This is a genomic window from Marinobacter sp. tcs-11, assembly GCF_002049515.1.
Taxonomy (GTDB): Bacteria; Pseudomonadota; Gammaproteobacteria; order Pseudomonadales; family Oleiphilaceae; genus Marinobacter; species Marinobacter nauticus.
This window is the reverse complement of record NZ_LLYU01000008.1, coordinates 1-16,536: the sequence shown is the minus strand read 5'-3', so window position 1 is coordinate 16,536 and position 16,536 is coordinate 1. Positions and strand designations below refer to the sequence as shown.

General features: G+C 53.8%; 18 protein-coding genes. All 18 read left to right on the top strand.

Annotation, left to right across the window (positions count from 1 at the left end; all coding sequences use genetic code 11):
* On the top strand, nt 1-1,134 hold the full coding sequence (gene urtC, locus ARC85_RS10500) for an urea ABC transporter permease subunit UrtC (protein WP_023012194.1): 1,134 nt from the start codon (nt 1-3) through the stop codon (nt 1,132-1,134).
* Nucleotides 1,131-1,955, top strand: a complete 825-nt coding sequence (gene urtD / locus ARC85_RS10495) for an urea ABC transporter ATP-binding protein UrtD (protein WP_014422380.1) — start codon at nt 1,131-1,133, stop codon at nt 1,953-1,955. The genes urtC and urtD overlap by 4 nt, the downstream gene beginning before the upstream one ends.
* Entirely contained in the window at nt 1,955-2,653 is a 699-nt protein-coding gene (urtE, locus tag ARC85_RS10490; RefSeq protein ID WP_286714819.1) for an urea ABC transporter ATP-binding subunit UrtE, read from the top strand. The genes urtD and urtE overlap by 1 nt, the downstream gene beginning before the upstream one ends.
* Nucleotides 2,650-3,546 carry an urease accessory protein UreD gene (locus ARC85_RS10485; RefSeq protein WP_286714818.1) on the top strand — a complete coding sequence of 299 codons (897 nt, stop codon included), beginning with the start codon at nt 2,650-2,652 and terminating at the stop codon, nt 3,544-3,546. The genes urtE and ARC85_RS10485 overlap by 4 nt, the downstream gene beginning before the upstream one ends.
* A 25-nt stretch (nt 3,547-3,571) precedes the next feature.
* Nucleotides 3,572-3,874, top strand: coding sequence for an urease subunit gamma (gene ureA, locus ARC85_RS10480; protein ID WP_014422377.1), 303 nt, complete (start codon nt 3,572-3,574; stop codon nt 3,872-3,874).
* Between the two features lie 11 nt (nt 3,875-3,885).
* Nucleotides 3,886-4,203, top strand: a complete 318-nt coding sequence (locus ARC85_RS10475; protein ID WP_014422375.1) for an urease subunit beta — start codon at nt 3,886-3,888, stop codon at nt 4,201-4,203.
* Complete coding sequence (ureC, locus tag ARC85_RS10470) at nt 4,200-5,903, top strand: urease subunit alpha (RefSeq protein ID WP_286714817.1); 1,704 nt, start codon at nt 4,200-4,202, stop codon at nt 5,901-5,903. Before ARC85_RS10475 ends, ureC begins: the two co-directional genes overlap by 4 nt.
* Nucleotides 5,904-5,964: 61 nt before the next feature.
* Nucleotides 5,965-6,528 (top strand): urease accessory protein UreE, encoded by a 564-nt coding sequence (gene ureE, locus ARC85_RS10465; RefSeq protein ID WP_014422373.1) that lies wholly within the window; start codon nt 5,965-5,967, stop codon nt 6,526-6,528.
* The gene (locus ARC85_RS10460) at nt 6,500-7,228 is read left to right on the top strand and encodes an urease accessory protein UreF (protein WP_141067291.1); all 729 of its coding nucleotides are present in this window, start codon (nt 6,500-6,502) and stop codon (nt 7,226-7,228) included. The genes ureE and ARC85_RS10460 overlap by 29 nt, the downstream gene beginning before the upstream one ends.
* Nucleotides 7,229-7,253: 25 nt before the next feature.
* On the top strand, nt 7,254-7,892 hold the full coding sequence (ureG, locus tag ARC85_RS10455) for an urease accessory protein UreG (RefSeq protein WP_011786432.1): 639 nt from the start codon (nt 7,254-7,256) through the stop codon (nt 7,890-7,892).
* 43 nt (nt 7,893-7,935) lie between these two features.
* On the top strand, nt 7,936-8,511 hold the full coding sequence (locus tag ARC85_RS10450; protein WP_199452430.1) for a HupE/UreJ family protein: 576 nt from the start codon (nt 7,936-7,938) through the stop codon (nt 8,509-8,511).
* A gap of 161 nt (nt 8,512-8,672) precedes the next feature.
* Nucleotides 8,673-9,470, top strand: coding sequence for a nuclease-related domain-containing protein (locus ARC85_RS10445; protein WP_199452429.1), 798 nt, complete (start codon nt 8,673-8,675; stop codon nt 9,468-9,470).
* A 184-nt stretch (nt 9,471-9,654) separates the two neighbouring features.
* On the top strand, nt 9,655-10,668 hold the full coding sequence (locus ARC85_RS10440) for a 5'-nucleotidase (RefSeq protein ID WP_199452428.1): 1,014 nt from the start codon (nt 9,655-9,657) through the stop codon (nt 10,666-10,668).
* Between the two features lie 45 nt (nt 10,669-10,713).
* Nucleotides 10,714-12,057 (top strand): DarT ssDNA thymidine ADP-ribosyltransferase family protein, encoded by a 1,344-nt coding sequence (locus ARC85_RS10435; RefSeq protein WP_199452427.1) that lies wholly within the window; start codon nt 10,714-10,716, stop codon nt 12,055-12,057.
* Entirely contained in the window at nt 12,051-13,181 is a 1,131-nt protein-coding gene (locus ARC85_RS10430; protein WP_199452426.1) for a macro domain-containing protein, read from the top strand. Before ARC85_RS10435 ends, ARC85_RS10430 begins: the two co-directional genes overlap by 7 nt.
* 47 nt (nt 13,182-13,228) lie before the next feature.
* Nucleotides 13,229-13,747 carry a KwaA family protein gene (locus ARC85_RS19705; RefSeq protein WP_502688014.1) on the top strand — a complete coding sequence of 173 codons (519 nt, stop codon included), beginning with the start codon at nt 13,229-13,231 and terminating at the stop codon, nt 13,745-13,747.
* 3 nt (nt 13,748-13,750) lie between these two features.
* A complete protein-coding gene (locus ARC85_RS10425; protein WP_199452425.1) occupies nt 13,751-14,638 on the top strand; it encodes a Kiwa anti-phage protein KwaB-like domain-containing protein in 888 nt (295 codons plus the stop codon).
* Nucleotides 14,639-15,239: 601 nt separating this feature from the next.
* On the top strand, nt 15,240-16,124 hold the full coding sequence (locus tag ARC85_RS10420) for a hypothetical protein (RefSeq protein WP_199452424.1): 885 nt from the start codon (nt 15,240-15,242) through the stop codon (nt 16,122-16,124).
* Nucleotides 16,125-16,536: the final 412 nt, after the last annotated feature.

Sequence of the window (16,536 nt, the reverse complement as noted above, 5' to 3'; positions counted from 1 at the left end):
ATGGCGACATCACAAACCTGGCTGCTCCGGCCCTTCCAGGAGCGTTCCACCCAGCTTTTCCTCGGTGTGCTGTTCGCCGCCCTGGTGCTGGTTACCTTCCTGCACCTGTTTATGCCGGAAGACAGTGCCCTGCACGTAAGCGCCTACACCGTTACCCTGCTGGGCAAATACCTCTGTTACGCGCTGCTGGCGGTAGCAGTGGACCTGGTGTGGGGATATCTGGGCATTCTCAGCCTGGGCCATGGCGCCTTCTTTGCCCTCGGCGGCTACGCCATGGGCATGTACCTTATGCGCCAGATTGGGGATCGCGGCGTGTATGGCGATCCTGTATTGCCAGACTTCATGGTGTTCCTGAACTGGCAGGAGCTGCCCTGGTACTGGCAGGGCTTCGACATGGCCTGGTTCGCCTTCATCATGGTGCTGCTGGCCCCGGGCCTGTTGGCGCTGGTGTTCGGCTTCCTGGCTTTCCGCTCCCGGGTAACCGGCGTGTACCTGTCCATCATCACCCAGGCGCTGACCTTTGCGTTGATGCTGGCATTCTTCCGTAACGAGATGGGCTTCGGTGGCAACAACGGCCTGACCGACTTCAAAGACATCCTTGGCTTCGACCTGCGCAGCGATGCCACCCGGCTTGGCCTGTTCCTGGCAACCGGCATCGCGCTGGCAGTGGGCTATGTTGTGTGCCGTGCCATTGTGACCAGCAAGCTGGGCCGGGTCAGCGTGGCCTGCCGTGACGCTGAAGCCCGTACCCGGTTCCTTGGCTACCGGGTAGAGCGGGTGCAGCTGTTCGTGTTCGTGGTCTCCGCCATGCTGGCGGGTGTGGCCGGTGCGTTGTACGTGCCCCAGGTGGGCATCATCAACCCCAGCGAATTCTCGCCGCTGTTCTCCATCGAAATCGTGGTGTGGGTTGCCCTCGGTGGCCGCGCCACCCTGTATGGCGCGGTCATCGGCGCCTTGCTGGTGAACTACGCCAAGACCGTGTTCACCGGCATCATGCCGGACGCCTGGCTGTTCGCCCTGGGCGCGCTGTTCGTGCTGGTGACGGTGTTCCTGCCCAAGGGCATTGCCGGGCTGTTGCAGAAACGCCGCCAGAAGGACGAGGACCAACCCGGCGCTCAGGAGGCCACCGCATGAGCATCTTTGAACAACTTGCCAACCGGGATCAGGTGTTTGAGTTTCTCACCCCCGTGGCCTCGCCGGTTGACGTGCGCCACGGCCCGATCCTGTACATGGAAGACGTGAGTGTGAGCTTCGATGGCTTCAAGGCCATCAACAACCTCAACCTCACCATCGACGACGGCGAACTGCGCTGCATCATCGGCCCCAACGGGGCGGGTAAAACCACCATGATGGACATCATCACCGGTAAAACCCGGCCCGATACCGGCTCGGTGTGGTTCGGCAGCCGCCACAACCTGCTGCGCATGAACGAGCCGGACATTGCCACCCTGGGCATTGGCCGCAAGTTCCAGAAGCCCACGGTGTTCGAGGCCCTGACCGTATTCGAAAACCTCGAACTGGCCATGGCCGCCGACAAACGCATCCTGCCCACCCTGACCGCCATCATGACCGCGGAATACCGGGACCGGATTGACGAAATCCTGGAAATGATCGGTTTGCAGGCGCTGCGCGACAAGCCCGCCGGCATCCTCTCCCACGGCCAGAAACAGTGGCTGGAGATCGGCATGCTGTTGATGCAGAAACCCCGGCTGCTGCTGGTGGACGAGCCCGTGGCTGGCATGACCGAACAGGAAATGGAACGCACCGCCGAGTTGCTCACCAGTCTTGCGGGCAAGCAGTCCGTGGTGGTGGTGGAACACGACATGGGCTTCGTGCGCTCCATCGCCCGCAAAGTCACCGTACTGCACCAGGGCAGCGTGCTGGCCGAAGGCACCATGGACCAGGTCTCCAACGACCCGGACGTGATCAAGGTGTATCTCGGGGAGGAGGCCTGATGCTCAAGATTGAAAAGCTCAACCAGTTCTACGGCGAAAGCCACACCCTCTGGGACCTGGAGCTGGACGTGCCCCAGGGCCAGTGCACCTGTGTGATGGGCCGCAACGGCGTGGGCAAGACCACGCTGATGAAATGCATCATGGGCGAGGAAGCCGTGAAAAGCGGTTCCATCGAGTTTGCCCGGGATGTGGAACTCACCAAAAAGAAAATCGAAGACCGCTCCCGCCTGGGCATTGGCTACGTGCCCCAGGGCCGGCAGATCTTCCCGCTGCTGACCGTGGAGGAAAACCTGCGCACCGGCCTGGCGGTGCGGGCCGATGGCAGCAAGCAAATCCCCGAGCGCATTTACGAGCTGTTCCCGGTGCTGAAAGAAATGAAACACCGCCGGGGCGGCGACCTCTCCGGCGGTCAGCAGCAACAGCTGGCCATTGGCCGGGCGCTGGTGATTGAGCCGCGCCTGCTGATCCTCGATGAGCCGGGGGAGGGCATTCAGCCCAACATCGTGGCCCAGATTGGCGAGGTGATTCGCCGGTTGATTGAAGAAGACGGCCTGACCGTGCTGCTGGTGGAACAGAAACTGCCGTTCGCCCGCAAATACGCCGACCGTTTCGCCATCCTCGACCGGGGCCGGCGCGTGGCCGAAGGCGACATTGCCGGGCTGAGCGATGAACTCATCAAACAGCACCTGACCGTATGACCGCCTACCAAGCCATCGACCGCCACGCCTCCGGCCACCGTTTCGACGCCGAGCGGCGCTGGGCGGCGGCCCTGGAACTGGGGTTTGAAGCCCGCGCCGAGAGCGAACCTGCGCCGGTAACCCGGCTGGTGCGCCGGCGCCACCATGGTCCACTGCGGGTGCAGCGCCCCTTCTACCCGGAGGGCAAAACCGGCTGCTGCCATGTGTACCTGCTGCATCCCCCGGGTGGCCTGGTGAGCGGCGACGAACTGCGCATCGAAGCCTCTGTGGCCGAAGGTGGCCACGCGCTTCTGACCACCCCGGCCGCGGCGAAACTGTACAAGGCCGACAGCCATGGCGTGGCCTGGGGCCAGCACACCCGGTTGCAGGTAGCCAAAAACGCGATCCTGGAATACCTGCCCCAGGAAACCATCGCCTTCGACGGCTCCCGTGGTTTGCAAACCACCACCATTGATCTGGCAGCCGGCGCCCGCACCCTGGGCTGGGAAGTGCTCGCGCTGGGCCGCCCGGCCAGCGACCTGCCGTTTGCCACCGGCGAACTGGAACAGCGTTTCCATTTAAGCCTGGACGGCCAGCCACTGTGGCTGGAGCGCCAGCTGCTGGACCCGAAACACCGCCGGTTCAACGGCCCCTGGGGCCAGGGTGGCGCCACTGTACAGGCCACCCTCTGGGCGGTCGGGCTGGACGACGAAGCCGCCGCCATCGACGTGCTGAGAGCACAGTTACCAGACCATAACCGCTGGGCCGTGACCCGGCGCCGGGGCGTGCTGCTCCTGCGCTACCTGGGCACCGAACGCAACGAAGCCTGGGCCCTGTGCGAACAGGCCTGGCACCTGCTGCGCCCCATGCTCGCCAGCGTACCGGCCCACACACCCAGAATCTGGCTTACCTGACGCATAAGAGACAACGGAGTCATCCATGGAACTCACCCCCAGAGACAAAGACAAGCTGATGCTGTTCACCGCCGCCCTGCTGGCCGAACGCCGCAAAGCCAAAGGGCTGAAACTGAACTACCCCGAAGCGGTGGCCCTGATCAGCGCCGAAATCATGGAAGGCGCCCGCGAAGGCCGCACCGTGGCCGAACTGATGAGCGCCGGCACCGAAATCCTCACCCGCGAAGACGTGATGGACGGCGTGGCTGACATGGTGCACGAAGTCCAGGTGGAAGCCACCTTCCCGGACGGAACGAAACTCGTGACGGTCCACAACCCCATCGTCTAAGGAGCAGACACATGATCCCCGGTGAATACCAACTCAAAGACGGCGACATCGAACTCTGCGCCGGCCGCGAACGCATCCAGCTGGACGTCGGCAACACCGGCGACCGCCCGGTGCAGATCGGCTCCCACTACCACTTCGCCGAAGCCAACCCCGCACTGGACTTCGACCGCGCCAAGGCCCGCGGCTACCGCCTGGACGTGGCCGCCGGCACCGCCATTCGCTTTGAGCCCGGCCAGACCCGGTCCGTGACGCTGATCCCGTTTGCCGGAACGCGCGAAATCTATGGCTTCCGAGCGGAAGTGATGGGGCCGTTGGAGGACACGAAATGAAAATCAGCAGACAAGCCTACGCCGACATGTATGGCCCGACCGTCGGGGATCGCGTCCGCCTGGGCGACACTGAGCTGTGGATTGAAGTGGAAGAAGACCACACCCACTACGGCGACGAAGTGAAATTCGGCGGCGGCAAAGTCATCCGCGACGGCATGGGCCAGAGCCAGCGCTGCGACGAGGCGGTGATGGACACCGTGATCACCAACGCCCTCATCCTCGACTGGTGGGGCATCGTCAAAGCCGACGTGGGCATCCAGAAAGGCCGCATAGCCGCCATCGGCAAAGCCGGCAACCCGGACACCCAGCCAGATGTGACCATCGTCATCGGCCCGGGGACTGAAATCATTGCCGGTGAAGGCAAAATCCTCACCGCTGGCGGCATCGACCCCCATATCCACTTCATCTGCCCCCAGCAAGTAGAAGAAGCCCTGATGAGCGGCGTGACCACCATGCTCGGCGGCGGCACCGGCCCGGCCACCGGCACCAACGCCACCACCTGCACTCCGGGCCCCTGGCACATCGGCAAGATGCTGCAGGCCGTGGACAGCCTGCCCATGAACATCGGCTTTCTGGGCAAGGGCAACGCCAGCCTGCCGGAGGCGCTGGAGCTGCAGGTAAAAGCCGGCGTGATCGGCCTTAAACTGCACGAAGACTGGGGCACCACCCCGGCCAGCATAGACAACTGCCTGACTGTTGCCGACCAGTACGACATCCAGGTGGCCATTCACACCGATACCCTGAACGAATCCGGCTTTGTGGAAGACACCCTGGCCGCCTTCAAAGGCCGCTGCATTCACACCTTCCACACCGAAGGTGCCGGCGGTGGCCACGCCCCGGACATCATCACCGCCTGCTCCAAGGATTACGTGCTGCCGTCGTCCACCAACCCGACCCGGCCCTACACCGTGAACACCATCGACGAACACCTGGACATGCTGATGGTGTGCCACCACCTGGACCCGAACATCCCGGAAGACGTGGCCTTCGCCGACTCCCGCATCCGCCGGGAAACCATCGCGGCGGAAGACATCCTGCACGACATGGGCGTGATCTCCATGATCTCCTCGGATTCCCAGGCCATGGGCCGGGTGGGCGAGGTAATCTGCCGAACCTGGCAAACCGCCCACAAGATGAAAGTGCAGCGCGGCCTGTTGCCGGAAGACCAGGAGCGCGGCGCGGACAACTTCCGGGCCAAACGCTACATCGCCAAGTACACCATCAACTCCGCCATCACCCACGGCATCGCCCATGATGTGGGCTCGGTGGAAGTGGGCAAGCTGGCGGACCTGGTGCTGTGGAGCCCGGCATTCTTCGGCGTGAAGCCCGCCTGCATCCTCAAGGGCGGAATGATTGCCGCCGCCCCCATGGGCGACCCGAATGCCTCTATCCCCACACCGCAGCCGGTGCACTACCGTCCCATGTTCGGCGCCTTCGGCAAGGCCGCCAGTGCCACCCGCCTGACCTTCGTCAGCCAGGCCGCGCTGGACGCCAATATTGGTGAAGAACTGGGCCTGGACAGCCCGCTCTCCGCCTGCAAAGGCGTGCGGGACGTGCGCAAGCAGCACATGAAACTGAACGACGCCTGCCCGCACCTGACCGTAGACCCGCAAACCTACGAAGTGCACGCCGATGGCGAACTGCTCACCTGCGAGCCGGCCACCGAACTGCCCCTGGCCCAGCGCTATCATCTTTTTTAGTCAATACAGCTCAAGGCTGCTAATCAACACAGCTCAAGGCTGTTCTGAGAGGAACGAACGGATGTTGGAACTGACTAAACGCATCACCCACGTAGACGCCAGCGAAATCCACGACAACCTGGTGCTGCCTTACGAACTGCGCATTCGCGGCCGCCTGCGCGCCACCACCGAAACCAACCTGGACGTGGGCCTGTTTCTGGACCGTGGCCCAGTGCTGAGAGACGGCGACCTGCTGGAAGCAAAATCCGGCGAGATCATCCGCATTCGCGCCGCGGAAGAACCGGTGGTCACCGCCCGCGTAGAAACCGGCCTGCCGCTGGCCCGCTTGTGTTACCACCTGGGCAACCGCCACGTCACCCTCGCGATTGGTGAAGACGAGCAGGGCGCCTTCGTGCGTTTTCCGCCCGATCACGTACTGGAAGAACTGGCCGAACGCCTGGGCGCCACCGTGGTGCACCACACCGCCACCTTCGACCCGGAACCCGGAGCCTACAACCAGGCCGGCCAGGGCCATTCGCACGGTCATAGCCATGGCCATTCCCACGCGCACTCGCACGGTGAAAGCCATGACCACACTCACGCTGCTGGACATACCCATGCTCACGGCCACAAACACACCCACTGAGCCGGCAGCCATGGCGGGTGAGGGCGAACCCGGCGGCGACCTGGCCCTGCTGGGGCTGATGCAGCTGGTGAGCCCGGCTTTGCCCATCGGTGCCTTTGCCTGGTCCCAGGGCCTGGAAAGTGCCTTTGAACTGGGCTGGGTGAACAACGAAGCGGAACTGGCCCAGTGGATTGAAGGCGTGCTGGAAGACGGCCTCAGCCGGTGTGAGTTGCCCTTACTGGCCCGGCTGCAAACCGCCTGGGCGAACGACGACGGCGCCAGCATCGCGCACTGGAACCAGTGGCTGCACGCCACCCGGGAAACCGCCGAACTGAGCGACGAAGACACCCGCCTGGGCGGTGCCCTGAAAACCCTGCTGGGCAACCTCAACCTGTTGCCGGAACAAACCCTGATTCCGGCGGAGCCCGGCTACATCACCCTGTTTGCCTGGGCCGCCCAGGTACGCCGGGTGCCGGTGCGGCAAACCCTGCTGGGCTTTGCCTGGGCCTGGCTGGAAAACCAGCTGGCGGTGGCCTGCAAAGCCTTGCCCCTGGGCCACACCGCCGCCCAACGGATTATTGAACAACTGCGCCCGGCCCTGGTGATTGCCACCGACCAGGCGCTGGCACGGCAAGACCACGAACTCGGGCCCATCCTGCCGGGCCTCGCGCTCGGCAGTGCCCTGCATGAAACCCAGTATTCACGGCTTTTCAGAAGCTGAATAAAAACATCAAGGAGATACCGCCATGACACATTGTCTGAGAGTAGGCGTAGGCGGCCCGGTCGGGTCTGGTAAAACCGCATTGCTGCGCCAGCTATGCACCGCCCTGCGGGACCACTACGACATCGCCGTGGTCACCAACGACATCTACACCCGGGAAGACGCCGACTTCCTGCTGCGCCACGAAGCCCTGGCCGCAGACCGCATCCTGGGCGTAGAAACCGGCGGCTGCCCGCACACCGCCATTCGCGAGGATGCCTCCATGAACCTGGCCGCCATCGACGACCTGCAAAGCCGCCATCCGGGCCTGGAACTGGTGCTGGTGGAATCCGGCGGCGACAACCTCTCCGCCACCTTCAGCCCGGAACTGAGCGACCTCACCCTGTACGTGATCGACGTGTCCGCCGGCGACAAGATCCCCCGCAAAGGCGGCCCCGGCATCACCAAATCCGACCTGCTGATCATCAACAAGATCGACATTGCCGAACAGGTACACGCCTCCCTGGACGTGATGGAACGGGACAGCAAAAAGATGCGCGGCGAACGCCCCTTCGTGTTCACCAACCTGTACGACGGGGTAGGGCTGGACACCATCATCAGCTTCATTCTGGAGCGCGGCATGCTGCCGGAAAGGCGTCCCGAAAAACTGGCCGAAATGGCCTGAGCAAACGAACCAATACGATTACAGAACCACCAGGAGCAACACCATGAAACTGACTTCAAAACTTCTCGCCACCGCCGCGCTGCTGACCGCCTCCGCCACCGCCATGGCCCACCCCGGCCACACCGAAGGTGGCTTCACCAGCGGCCTGCTGCACCCCATGCTGGGCCTGGACCACCTGCTGGCCATGGCCGCCATCGGCTTCTGGAGCGTGCGCCAGGGCAAACTCATGAAAAACGCCACCCCCGCCTTCGTCATCGGCGGCATGGTATTCGGCGCCGCCCTCGCCTGGGGTGGCCTGAGCCTGCCGGGCGTGGAAACCGGCATCACCTTCTCGGTACTGGTAGCTGGCATCCTGATTGCCACCCTGGCCAAACTGCCGACGGCTGTGGGTGGCACTCTGGTTGGTGCCTTCATGCTGTTCCACGGCTTCGCCCACGGTGCCGAAATGCCCGAAGGCGCTACGCTGGCGGCCTACCTGGCCGGCTTCTCCATCGCCACGCTGGCCATCACGCTGGTTGGGCGTGGACTGGGTAGTTTGATGCTGAGGGCGGATAGCCGGTTTAGTCGGGGGATTGGGGGAGTGCTGGCTGTGGCGGGGGCTTACCTGGCTGCTGCCTGATTCTGTAATTCCCTGCAGAAACGAAAAAGCCGCCCGGGAAACCGCGCGGCTTTTTCAATATATGGTTTACAAAATTTGACCTTGACGGTATAGGAAGTCTACTGAAGATTAGGTTAGTGTGTAGTTATAAGAAACGGATTGGCAGCTGTTAAGGAAAACCGATGGACTTCGGCCAGCTATTCAACACCCTCCTGAACTCTCTACCGAATCAAGTCTGGTATTTCGTACCGCTGTTCATCCTGTTGCCCATTCTGAGAACACCCTGGTTCAAAGGCAAAGCCGGCGAAGCCATGGTAAACCTCGCCGCAAAGCTGTTTCTTGATAAAACCCGTTACCACCTCATCAAAAACGTTACCTTGCCCACAGAAGACGGCACCACCCAGATCGACCACATCATTGTCTCCCGGTATGGCGTGTTTGTGGTGGAAACCAAGAATATGAAGGGCTGGATCTTCGGTAACGCAAAACAGCGGTATTGGACGCAGAAGATCTTTAAGCACTCGCAGAAATTCCAGAACCCGCTGCACCAGAACTACAAGCATGTGAAGACACTGCAAAGCCTGTTGGGCCTCGGCGATGAGCAAGTAATTTCGCTTGTGGTGTTTGTGGGGGATTCAACTTTCAAAACGCCGATGCCGGACAACGTCACTTACGGTGGTGGATACATTCGCTTTATCAAAGCCCAAACCGAGCAGCGGCTGTCGAATGCTGAGGTTCAGAAGGCGATTGAAGCCATTGAATCCGGGCGGCTGGCAGCTACGTTCAGAAATCACCGGCAGCACGTGGCGCATGTGACGGAAATTGCGGCGAAGAAAAACGGTGAGCCACGGTGCCCGAAGTGCCAGGGTGAGATGGTAAAACGCACGGTGAAGCGTGGAGAAAATGTTGGGAAGGAGTTTTTTGGCTGTAAGGCATTTCCCAAGTGCCGAGGGATGATTGGTGCTTCGTTATTGCAGTAATGACGCTGTCAAATGATTACGGGGCTATCAGAGTTTCGGAACAGCGTAGCACATTGATTTAAAAGCTTTGGTTGGCGAAGTCTGAGTTTTGGGTCTGAGCTTTTATTGACGCTCAAATGATCGCAGCAACGAAGCGCACCATCTAATCACTGTTAGCCCTGTAGACCTTCAGAAAGGAATATACATGCCAATTGATTTATCAGAAACGTTAGTTATCGGAATTTCAGCGACGGCACTGTTCGATCTCTCGGAGGCTGATAGAGTATTCAGAGAAAAGAAGGCGGAAGATCCAGAAACTGCGATTATTGAATACCGAGAGTACATGCTCCAGCATGAGGATGAGCCTTTACAAGACGGCACCGGGATGCCTTTAGTTAAAGCGTTGCTAGGTTTGAATAAGCACCAAGCTGAAGGTGATAAAGACCCCATCGTAGAGGTAGTTGTCATCTCAAAAAATAGTCCAGAAACAGGGTTCAGGGTTCTCAAGGAAATAAGAAGGCGAGGACTAGCGATCACGCGATCAGCCTTCACTGCAGGGGAGCCAAGTTCGGACTATTTAGAAGCATTTTATGTCGATTTGTTCCTCACCACCGATGAGTCAGATGCGCAAAGCGTGGTTGACAGTAAAGTATGTGCTGGGGCAATTGTAAGAGAGCCGCCAAGCTCCTCACAAGAGTTAAGAGACGATCAAGTAAGGTTTGCCTTCGATGCTGATGCGGTTTTGTTTAGTGAGGAAAGTGAGCTTATCAATCAGACGGAAGGGCTCGACAAATTTTGGGAAACCGAAGATCTTCAAAAAGAGGTTCCTCTGCAAGAAGGCCCACACGCAAACTTGTTGAGAAAACTTTCTAAAATCCAAGAGCGATTACCTGGAAGAATCGAGTACTCTCCGGTCCGACTGGCGATCATGACAGCAAGGAATAGCCCCGCTGAAATGAGAGTAATAAACACTATACGGGCATGGAACGTATATATAGATCAAGCTTTCTTTCTTGGAGGGTTGCAGAAGAGTCGATTCTTAAAGGCATTTAAGCCACATATTTTCTTTGATGATCAGGATTCACATTTGGATACAGCAGCTCTAGATGTCCCCAGCGCAAAGGTGTTGTATCCAAGTGATTCGCCGTTAAGGAAAATCTTCGAAGAAAAAAAGGCTAATAAATCAATGCAGCCTACCGATAACGCGTCGGCTGATTGAAGCGTTAGGGCTCTAATCGGAAATTGAATTTTCAAGGATAAAGGTATGAGCATCCCGCAGAATCTAAAAGGAAGATATGCATATCATTTTACTTTGATTGACAACCTTGAATCGATCATTGAAAGTGGATTGTTGTGTACAAATCTAAAGAACGAGCGGGGTATCTCTCACGAAAATATAGCCGAGTATGGGATACAAGGCAGACGAAGTGCTATGCTTGTGCCGTGCTCGGAAGGAAGTTGCGTTCACGATTACGTGCCGTTCTATTTTTCGAAAAAAACTCCGATGCAACTCGGCGTGATCAATAAGAAAAATGTAGACCAGCCTCTACTGATATACTTTGCAATTCCCATCGAAATCATTGAGAAAAAAGCGGGGGTTGTATTCGCAGATGCTTCTGCAAACACTGATGTCCCGCCAAATTTCTACGATTTATCAGCGGTACATATGCTGAATTCTTTAAACTGGGATGCAATTGATGATAAAAAGTGGGGATGCCCATCCGATGAATATCGTCATCAAAAAATGGCAGAATTACTCATTCCAGGCGAAATCAAAATTTCGGAAATTTCTTACATTGTCGTATGGAATGAGCGGATAAAGGAGGAAGTGGAAAAGATATTTACAGCCAAAGCCACGCAGCCCCCTGCCATTAAATACGATACAGATCACTATTATACAAACTTTTATGAAGGCGGTAGACAATCGATCGTAACTGGCCCAAGAATTTTAAAGAATAATGTGGACAATACGATTGTAGATATATGCAATAACACTAATGGACCGACGAAGTATGAAAACATTAGAGCTGTACTAGACGCGATATCAAATAACTTCTCATCGATAAAAGAACTTGATGACATTGATGGATTAAGGGCCAGCTACGGACCGCATAAGGATGATGTTGGTACACATAGCAGAAAGGTGGCTGGTGGACTCGATCAGTTTTTTGAATACAATGAGCTATCTGAGGAAGACAAAGATATTGTTCTTTTGTCAGCGTATTTGCACGACATAGGGAAAGGTCCGAAATCTCGATGGGGTCAAGATGGAATGACTAAAGCTGACAATGATCATGCGGTGAAGTCCTTGCCTATGCTAAAGCGAATCCTTACTGAAGATATTGGTGGGCTTAGTAAGGATGCTATACGAAAAATTGTGATTTTAGTGACGTACGATGATCTGATTGGCGATATCGTTGCAAGAGGGCGTAACGAAAATCAGTTGTTTGATGTGATTGAAGATGAAAATGACCTTAATATGCTCGTGGCCATTGCTAAGGCAGATATGAACTCAATTAACCCATTTTGGGTGATGTCCCATAACCGATCGATTGAGGCTTTGAAATCTAAAGCTCTTCAGGCCATAGGGTGTAATGACGCATGCTAGAGTTTGTTAAAGGAGATTTCTTTGATTTTGATGCAGACATTCGAGTAAACACGGTTAACTGTGTGGGGGTCATGGGCGCGGGTGTAGCACTAGCTTTCAAGAATAAATACCCTGAGATGTTCAAAGAGTATGTGCGGCAATGCAAGGAAAAGGAAATAGCTCCTGGAAAGCCCAGTGTTTGGAAACAAGGTGATATGTTTTCAAAAGGGCTTGAGATTATTAACTTCCCTACAAAGAACCATTGGCGCAACCCTTCTGAATATGAGTATGTTGAGAATGGTCTTATTTGGTTGTCAAAATATTTAGAGGACAAACAGGGTTTGACGATAACATTGCCTGCACTTGGCTGTGGGCATGGAGGATTAGACTGGAGAAGAGTTAAGCGGCTAATCATAAAATATCTTGAAGGAAAGTCAAACCGTATTCTTGTATTTGAACCAGAAGCCTCCAAGAAAGCGGGTGAAAAGGTGTCAATGACTCCTGAAAAGTTATCTGAACTTGAAAATCTTGGCATCAAAGTTGTGAGGAAAAATGAAAGGCTTTATCCACTTGGGTTAAAGCGTTATACGGAAAAGGATCTCTGGGTCCTTGGGGATATAATTACAGAATTCGATATTGCTATAATATCAAGCACAAAACCTAGCGAAGAAGAAAAGGCTGTAGTCGATAAGTTAATACATTATGGTTTTATAAATAATTATAGCATTTTGTTTGGTGGCTCTGCATTTGATAAACGAATGGCTTCGTTTGCTATGAAGCAAGGGATTGAAACTGGAGTTTTTTTGCCGAGCGGTATTTCTATTTCGGCCAAGAAAATGCGTAACAAAGGGAGGGAGGGAACTGCATCTGTTCTTTCAGTAGGTGACCCGTTTAAAGAATTCGATAAAAGGGAATATATGCCCTCGGTCCTGAGTCGGATGTTTATCTGTAAATCAGTTGTGTTTACAACAGATAGGCTTAAATGGCTCGAAAAACAAAGAAGTGTTATCTTAAAACAAGAAGCCCATTCATATTTTGTCAAGTACGAAACACTTCAGGACGAAGATTATGTCGCGGCTATTAGTATAAATGCAAAACCGGTAAAGCTATTTGGTGGTGATTTTAAACCCGAGATCAAGCCCTAAAAATGCGTTGCACCGGACAAGCCGGTGCAACGCAGCGTTAACCAGGGATGAATGTTATGAGGAATTGGTTGAAAACGATATTGTTTGTATCCTCTTTTTCGCCAACCCTTCTGATTTTGGCAGGGGTTAGGTATTACGCTATTGGAAAGTTAGACTCCTTGGTTATTCAGCTGTCAATAATTTCGATTATTGGGATAGTGTTGCCCTTTCTGATACTTGCTTTGGTTAGAAAGGAGTCGCAAAGAGTAAATTTTTCTGCAAAAAAGGTGGAATCGGCGGATTATTACCTGCTAGTTTTTTTGGGGAGCTATGCTTCACCAATTGTTATGAAGATTGCGGAAATTAATTTCTTAATGGCTGCCATTACGGTTGGTCTTATATTTGTTGTCGCGTGGTTCGTTTCAAATATTCCCTCGCACCCAATACTTTATTTGTTTAAGTTTAGGTTTTATAAGGTGGAGTCGAACGATGGAATGGTCTATACGTTGATAACAAGAAGAATCATACGAAGCCCTAGTAACGTGACTCGGGTGATGAAGCTATCTAGTGCTATGCTAATGGAGTAGAGGATGCCTTTAAGCCTTTTTGGGTTGACAAACGATCCGGCTCGTCGAATTGTTAAATTTGAACTGTCAAACTCGGTTCAAGCTGAGCTTTCTGATTATATTAAAAGTCAGGAAGAGAGTTTTGATGAAGCGGCTGAAGAGTTCGAGTTTGACGGGAAGTACAAGCCAGATGTGGGGGAAGTTTTATACATTAATGATTACGATGATATTGATGGACTTGCCCGAGCAGTAGAGAACCCCTTGGGAGTGGATCCTGTAGACCCTACTGAAGACTTCTTTCTTGACATAAAAGCTCTATTTACTGGTTACCGAACGCAGAATGGAACTATTAAAATATTGCTCCAGAACTTCGACAGAAGAAAAATAATTTCAACGAACGGTCTTTCAATTTTTCATGCCAATAATGTTTACAAGAAAATAGAAGGTATAGGGCTCACAGTCGATCATAAACTTACCGCAACTTTGGAGGCAGGAAAATTAAAGTTCTACAGCTTTCACTCTACGCGGCAAATGTTCGACCTCAGTGAGTATTACAAAGAAGCCACGGATACTGATGTTGTTGATTTCCTTCAAATTGACGTTATGCAGTCTGTGGATTCCGACGATTTCATCGCCCTCGCGGACTCATGGGTGAGAAGAAAAATCTCTTTGGTTCAACAAAGTGGAATTTTACAAAATGTTCCTCTTCATGAAATTAGGGCAGTCGCTATTGATTTCGGCATTCCTTTTGAGACAGTTGATGAAGATGGCAATGAAGTAATATGTGTTCCTGATAACAAGTCAGATCTTAAAATGCTCTTAAGATTCTTGGATGAGGACTATTACAAGTCGCCTCTATCGAAAACACATTTTGTCACTAATTCCAAGCGAGTCGTGGAAGATCGCTCCTAGTGGTTAATAAGTGCGTCAACAGGACCGTGGACTTCCCCCACTTCAATGGACACGCATCGATAACTCTTATATCTACCATCCTTCCAGAGGATTTTGGAAGCAATTCGTACTACGAAAGACAAAAAGAATTGGTAAGTTGGCACATAGGTGAATTAGGCGATATTGAATGGCTTTTCGATTATTGGCTCGGTCATAGCTATAACTTAAGGCAATATCTTTGGGCGCCCCGTGATAGCGACGTTTTGAAAGCGAAAGATGTAATTCGTGTGCTAGGTCTGGAAAACCTAAAGAAGGCGATTAATTAGCTGTCTATGGATTATTGGGGTAATTTTTGCGGATGGCCAGATTTTTTGGTTCACAATGACGATTAGATTAGATTAGATTAGATTCGATTCGTTGAAGTTAAGTCAAAGAACGACAAGCTGAGTGAAGATCTAAAATATTGGCTCTTGGGTAGTTACGCCTACATGGGGGTTCATGCAACAATTTTAAAAGTTGGCAAATAATAAAAATACTCTGTTGCCGGAAAATTTCTTCACCGCTTTTCGATTGCGAAATTTCCGAAAAGATTTGCGCGAGAAGACATTACTGAGGGGGTGGGATGGATACCAATAAAGAAAATGCGTTTGAAGTTACTATTGATTTTGAACGCGGGAGCGGTGATCCCACTAGAGTTTTTCGGACGATGTCCGACCTCATAGAAGCGTTTGAATCTCTAGATAAGCACCTTCTGAGTTCGTTTGACGTAGCCCTGAATACTTCCTTGGTTCTGGACGAAGTTGAGACGGGGTCGCTAAAAGCGCGGTTCCGCGATCTGATCGCGGGTGTACCTGATGAGGCGCTTAAAGATGGTGAGTGGAAAAAGGTTTTAGGGCACTTCCTTCTTCGCGCAAAGTACGCAATTTTAAAATGGCTAAATGATCAAGACGATACTGTAAACCGAGAAAACGTCAGAGATCTTGAAGAAGAAATAGCGAAGATTGCGGAAGATACAGATATTAAACAGTTACCGGCGTATGGCGCGCCTCGCGCCGATGTCCTTTTGTCAGACGTCCGCTCCATTCAGGAAAGCCTTGGTCACCTTGAGAATAATGATTCTGCGGCCTATGAATACGACGGCCAGAAAATTTCATTTAACCGGGATCTGGAAATATCTAGCGAGATTGTCCGGGACGTGCTTACGAAAGAAGTGGTAAAGCACTCTTCGAGACAGGTTGTTAAGGTTAAAAAGCCGGATTACCTCGGGAAATCGATGTGGTCTTTCCAATACGCTGGGCACTCGATTGATGCAAAGATCTCACACACGGACTGGCTCTATGACTTTCAAAAGCGCGCAATTGATGTCCGTCCAGGTGACGCACTCCGAGTACTGCTTTACGAAGAAACCTCTTATGGCTATGACCAAGAGATAGTGCATTGCCACTACGAAATTGAAAAAGTTTACGAGGTAATACGTCCGCCGTCTCAGGGACAAATAGAATTCTAAAAAATTGTGCAATGAAAACCGGGACAGATCTATTAATGCGGTTATTTAGGTAAGCTGGCCTGCTTTTCCGGGGTCATTCCCTTTTTGCCGCTCAGCTTCATCGTCCGGCGCTGGCAAAAAACGCCCAAACTCGATCATCTGGGTGGCCGGAATGTCCTGCAGTTAGATCCAGACATCTTCAGCTGAGATGTCCACGATTTGTGCGATTTCTTGAAGTATCTGGCTCATCAGCGCCGGTTTGATCTCGTTGCTTCTGCCCTCCCGCACCAATCCTTGCTCATAGACCGTAAGCGCCGTTAAATCGACCCACTTGCCCTAATCGTATTGAGCCACTTTTTTCAAAGCCGGCAACTCGGCATTCCAGGGCAGCAAGGCTTCAAGCTTCTCCAGTGTATCGGCCCCAGCAATGCGC

Bases quoted from the DNA above. Each gene is read 5' to 3' on its own strand.
- ureE (WP_014422373.1), top strand. From the start codon at position 5,965: ATGTTGGAACTGACTAAACGCATCACCCACGTAGACGCCAGCGAAATC.
- urtD (WP_014422380.1), top strand. From the start codon at position 1,131: ATGAGCATCTTTGAACAACTTGCCAACCGGGATCAGGTGTTTGAGTTT.
- ARC85_RS10450 (WP_199452430.1), top strand. From the start codon at position 7,936: ATGAAACTGACTTCAAAACTTCTCGCCACCGCCGCGCTGCTGACCGCC.
- ureC (WP_286714817.1), top strand. From the start codon at position 4,200: ATGAAAATCAGCAGACAAGCCTACGCCGACATGTATGGCCCGACCGTC.
- ARC85_RS10440 (WP_199452428.1), top strand. From the start codon at position 9,655: ATGCCAATTGATTTATCAGAAACGTTAGTTATCGGAATTTCAGCGACG.
- ureA (WP_014422377.1), top strand. From the start codon at position 3,572: ATGGAACTCACCCCCAGAGACAAAGACAAGCTGATGCTGTTCACCGCC.
- ARC85_RS10475 (WP_014422375.1), top strand. From the start codon at position 3,886: ATGATCCCCGGTGAATACCAACTCAAAGACGGCGACATCGAACTCTGC.
- ARC85_RS10485 (WP_286714818.1), top strand. From the start codon at position 2,650: ATGACCGCCTACCAAGCCATCGACCGCCACGCCTCCGGCCACCGTTTC.
- ARC85_RS10420 (WP_199452424.1), top strand. From the start codon at position 15,240: ATGGATACCAATAAAGAAAATGCGTTTGAAGTTACTATTGATTTTGAA.
- ARC85_RS10425 (WP_199452425.1), top strand. From the start codon at position 13,751: ATGCCTTTAAGCCTTTTTGGGTTGACAAACGATCCGGCTCGTCGAATT.
- ARC85_RS10445 (WP_199452429.1), top strand. From the start codon at position 8,673: ATGGACTTCGGCCAGCTATTCAACACCCTCCTGAACTCTCTACCGAAT.
- urtE (WP_286714819.1), top strand. From the start codon at position 1,955: ATGCTCAAGATTGAAAAGCTCAACCAGTTCTACGGCGAAAGCCACACC.
- ARC85_RS10435 (WP_199452427.1), top strand. From the start codon at position 10,714: ATGAGCATCCCGCAGAATCTAAAAGGAAGATATGCATATCATTTTACT.
- ARC85_RS10460 (WP_141067291.1), top strand. From the start codon at position 6,500: ATGCTCACGGCCACAAACACACCCACTGAGCCGGCAGCCATGGCGGGT.
- ureG (WP_011786432.1), top strand. From the start codon at position 7,254: ATGACACATTGTCTGAGAGTAGGCGTAGGCGGCCCGGTCGGGTCTGGT.
- ARC85_RS10430 (WP_199452426.1), top strand. From the start codon at position 12,051: ATGCTAGAGTTTGTTAAAGGAGATTTCTTTGATTTTGATGCAGACATT.
- ARC85_RS19705 (WP_502688014.1), top strand. From the start codon at position 13,229: ATGAATGTTATGAGGAATTGGTTGAAAACGATATTGTTTGTATCCTCT.
- urtC (WP_023012194.1), top strand. From the start codon at position 1: ATGGCGACATCACAAACCTGGCTGCTCCGGCCCTTCCAGGAGCGTTCC.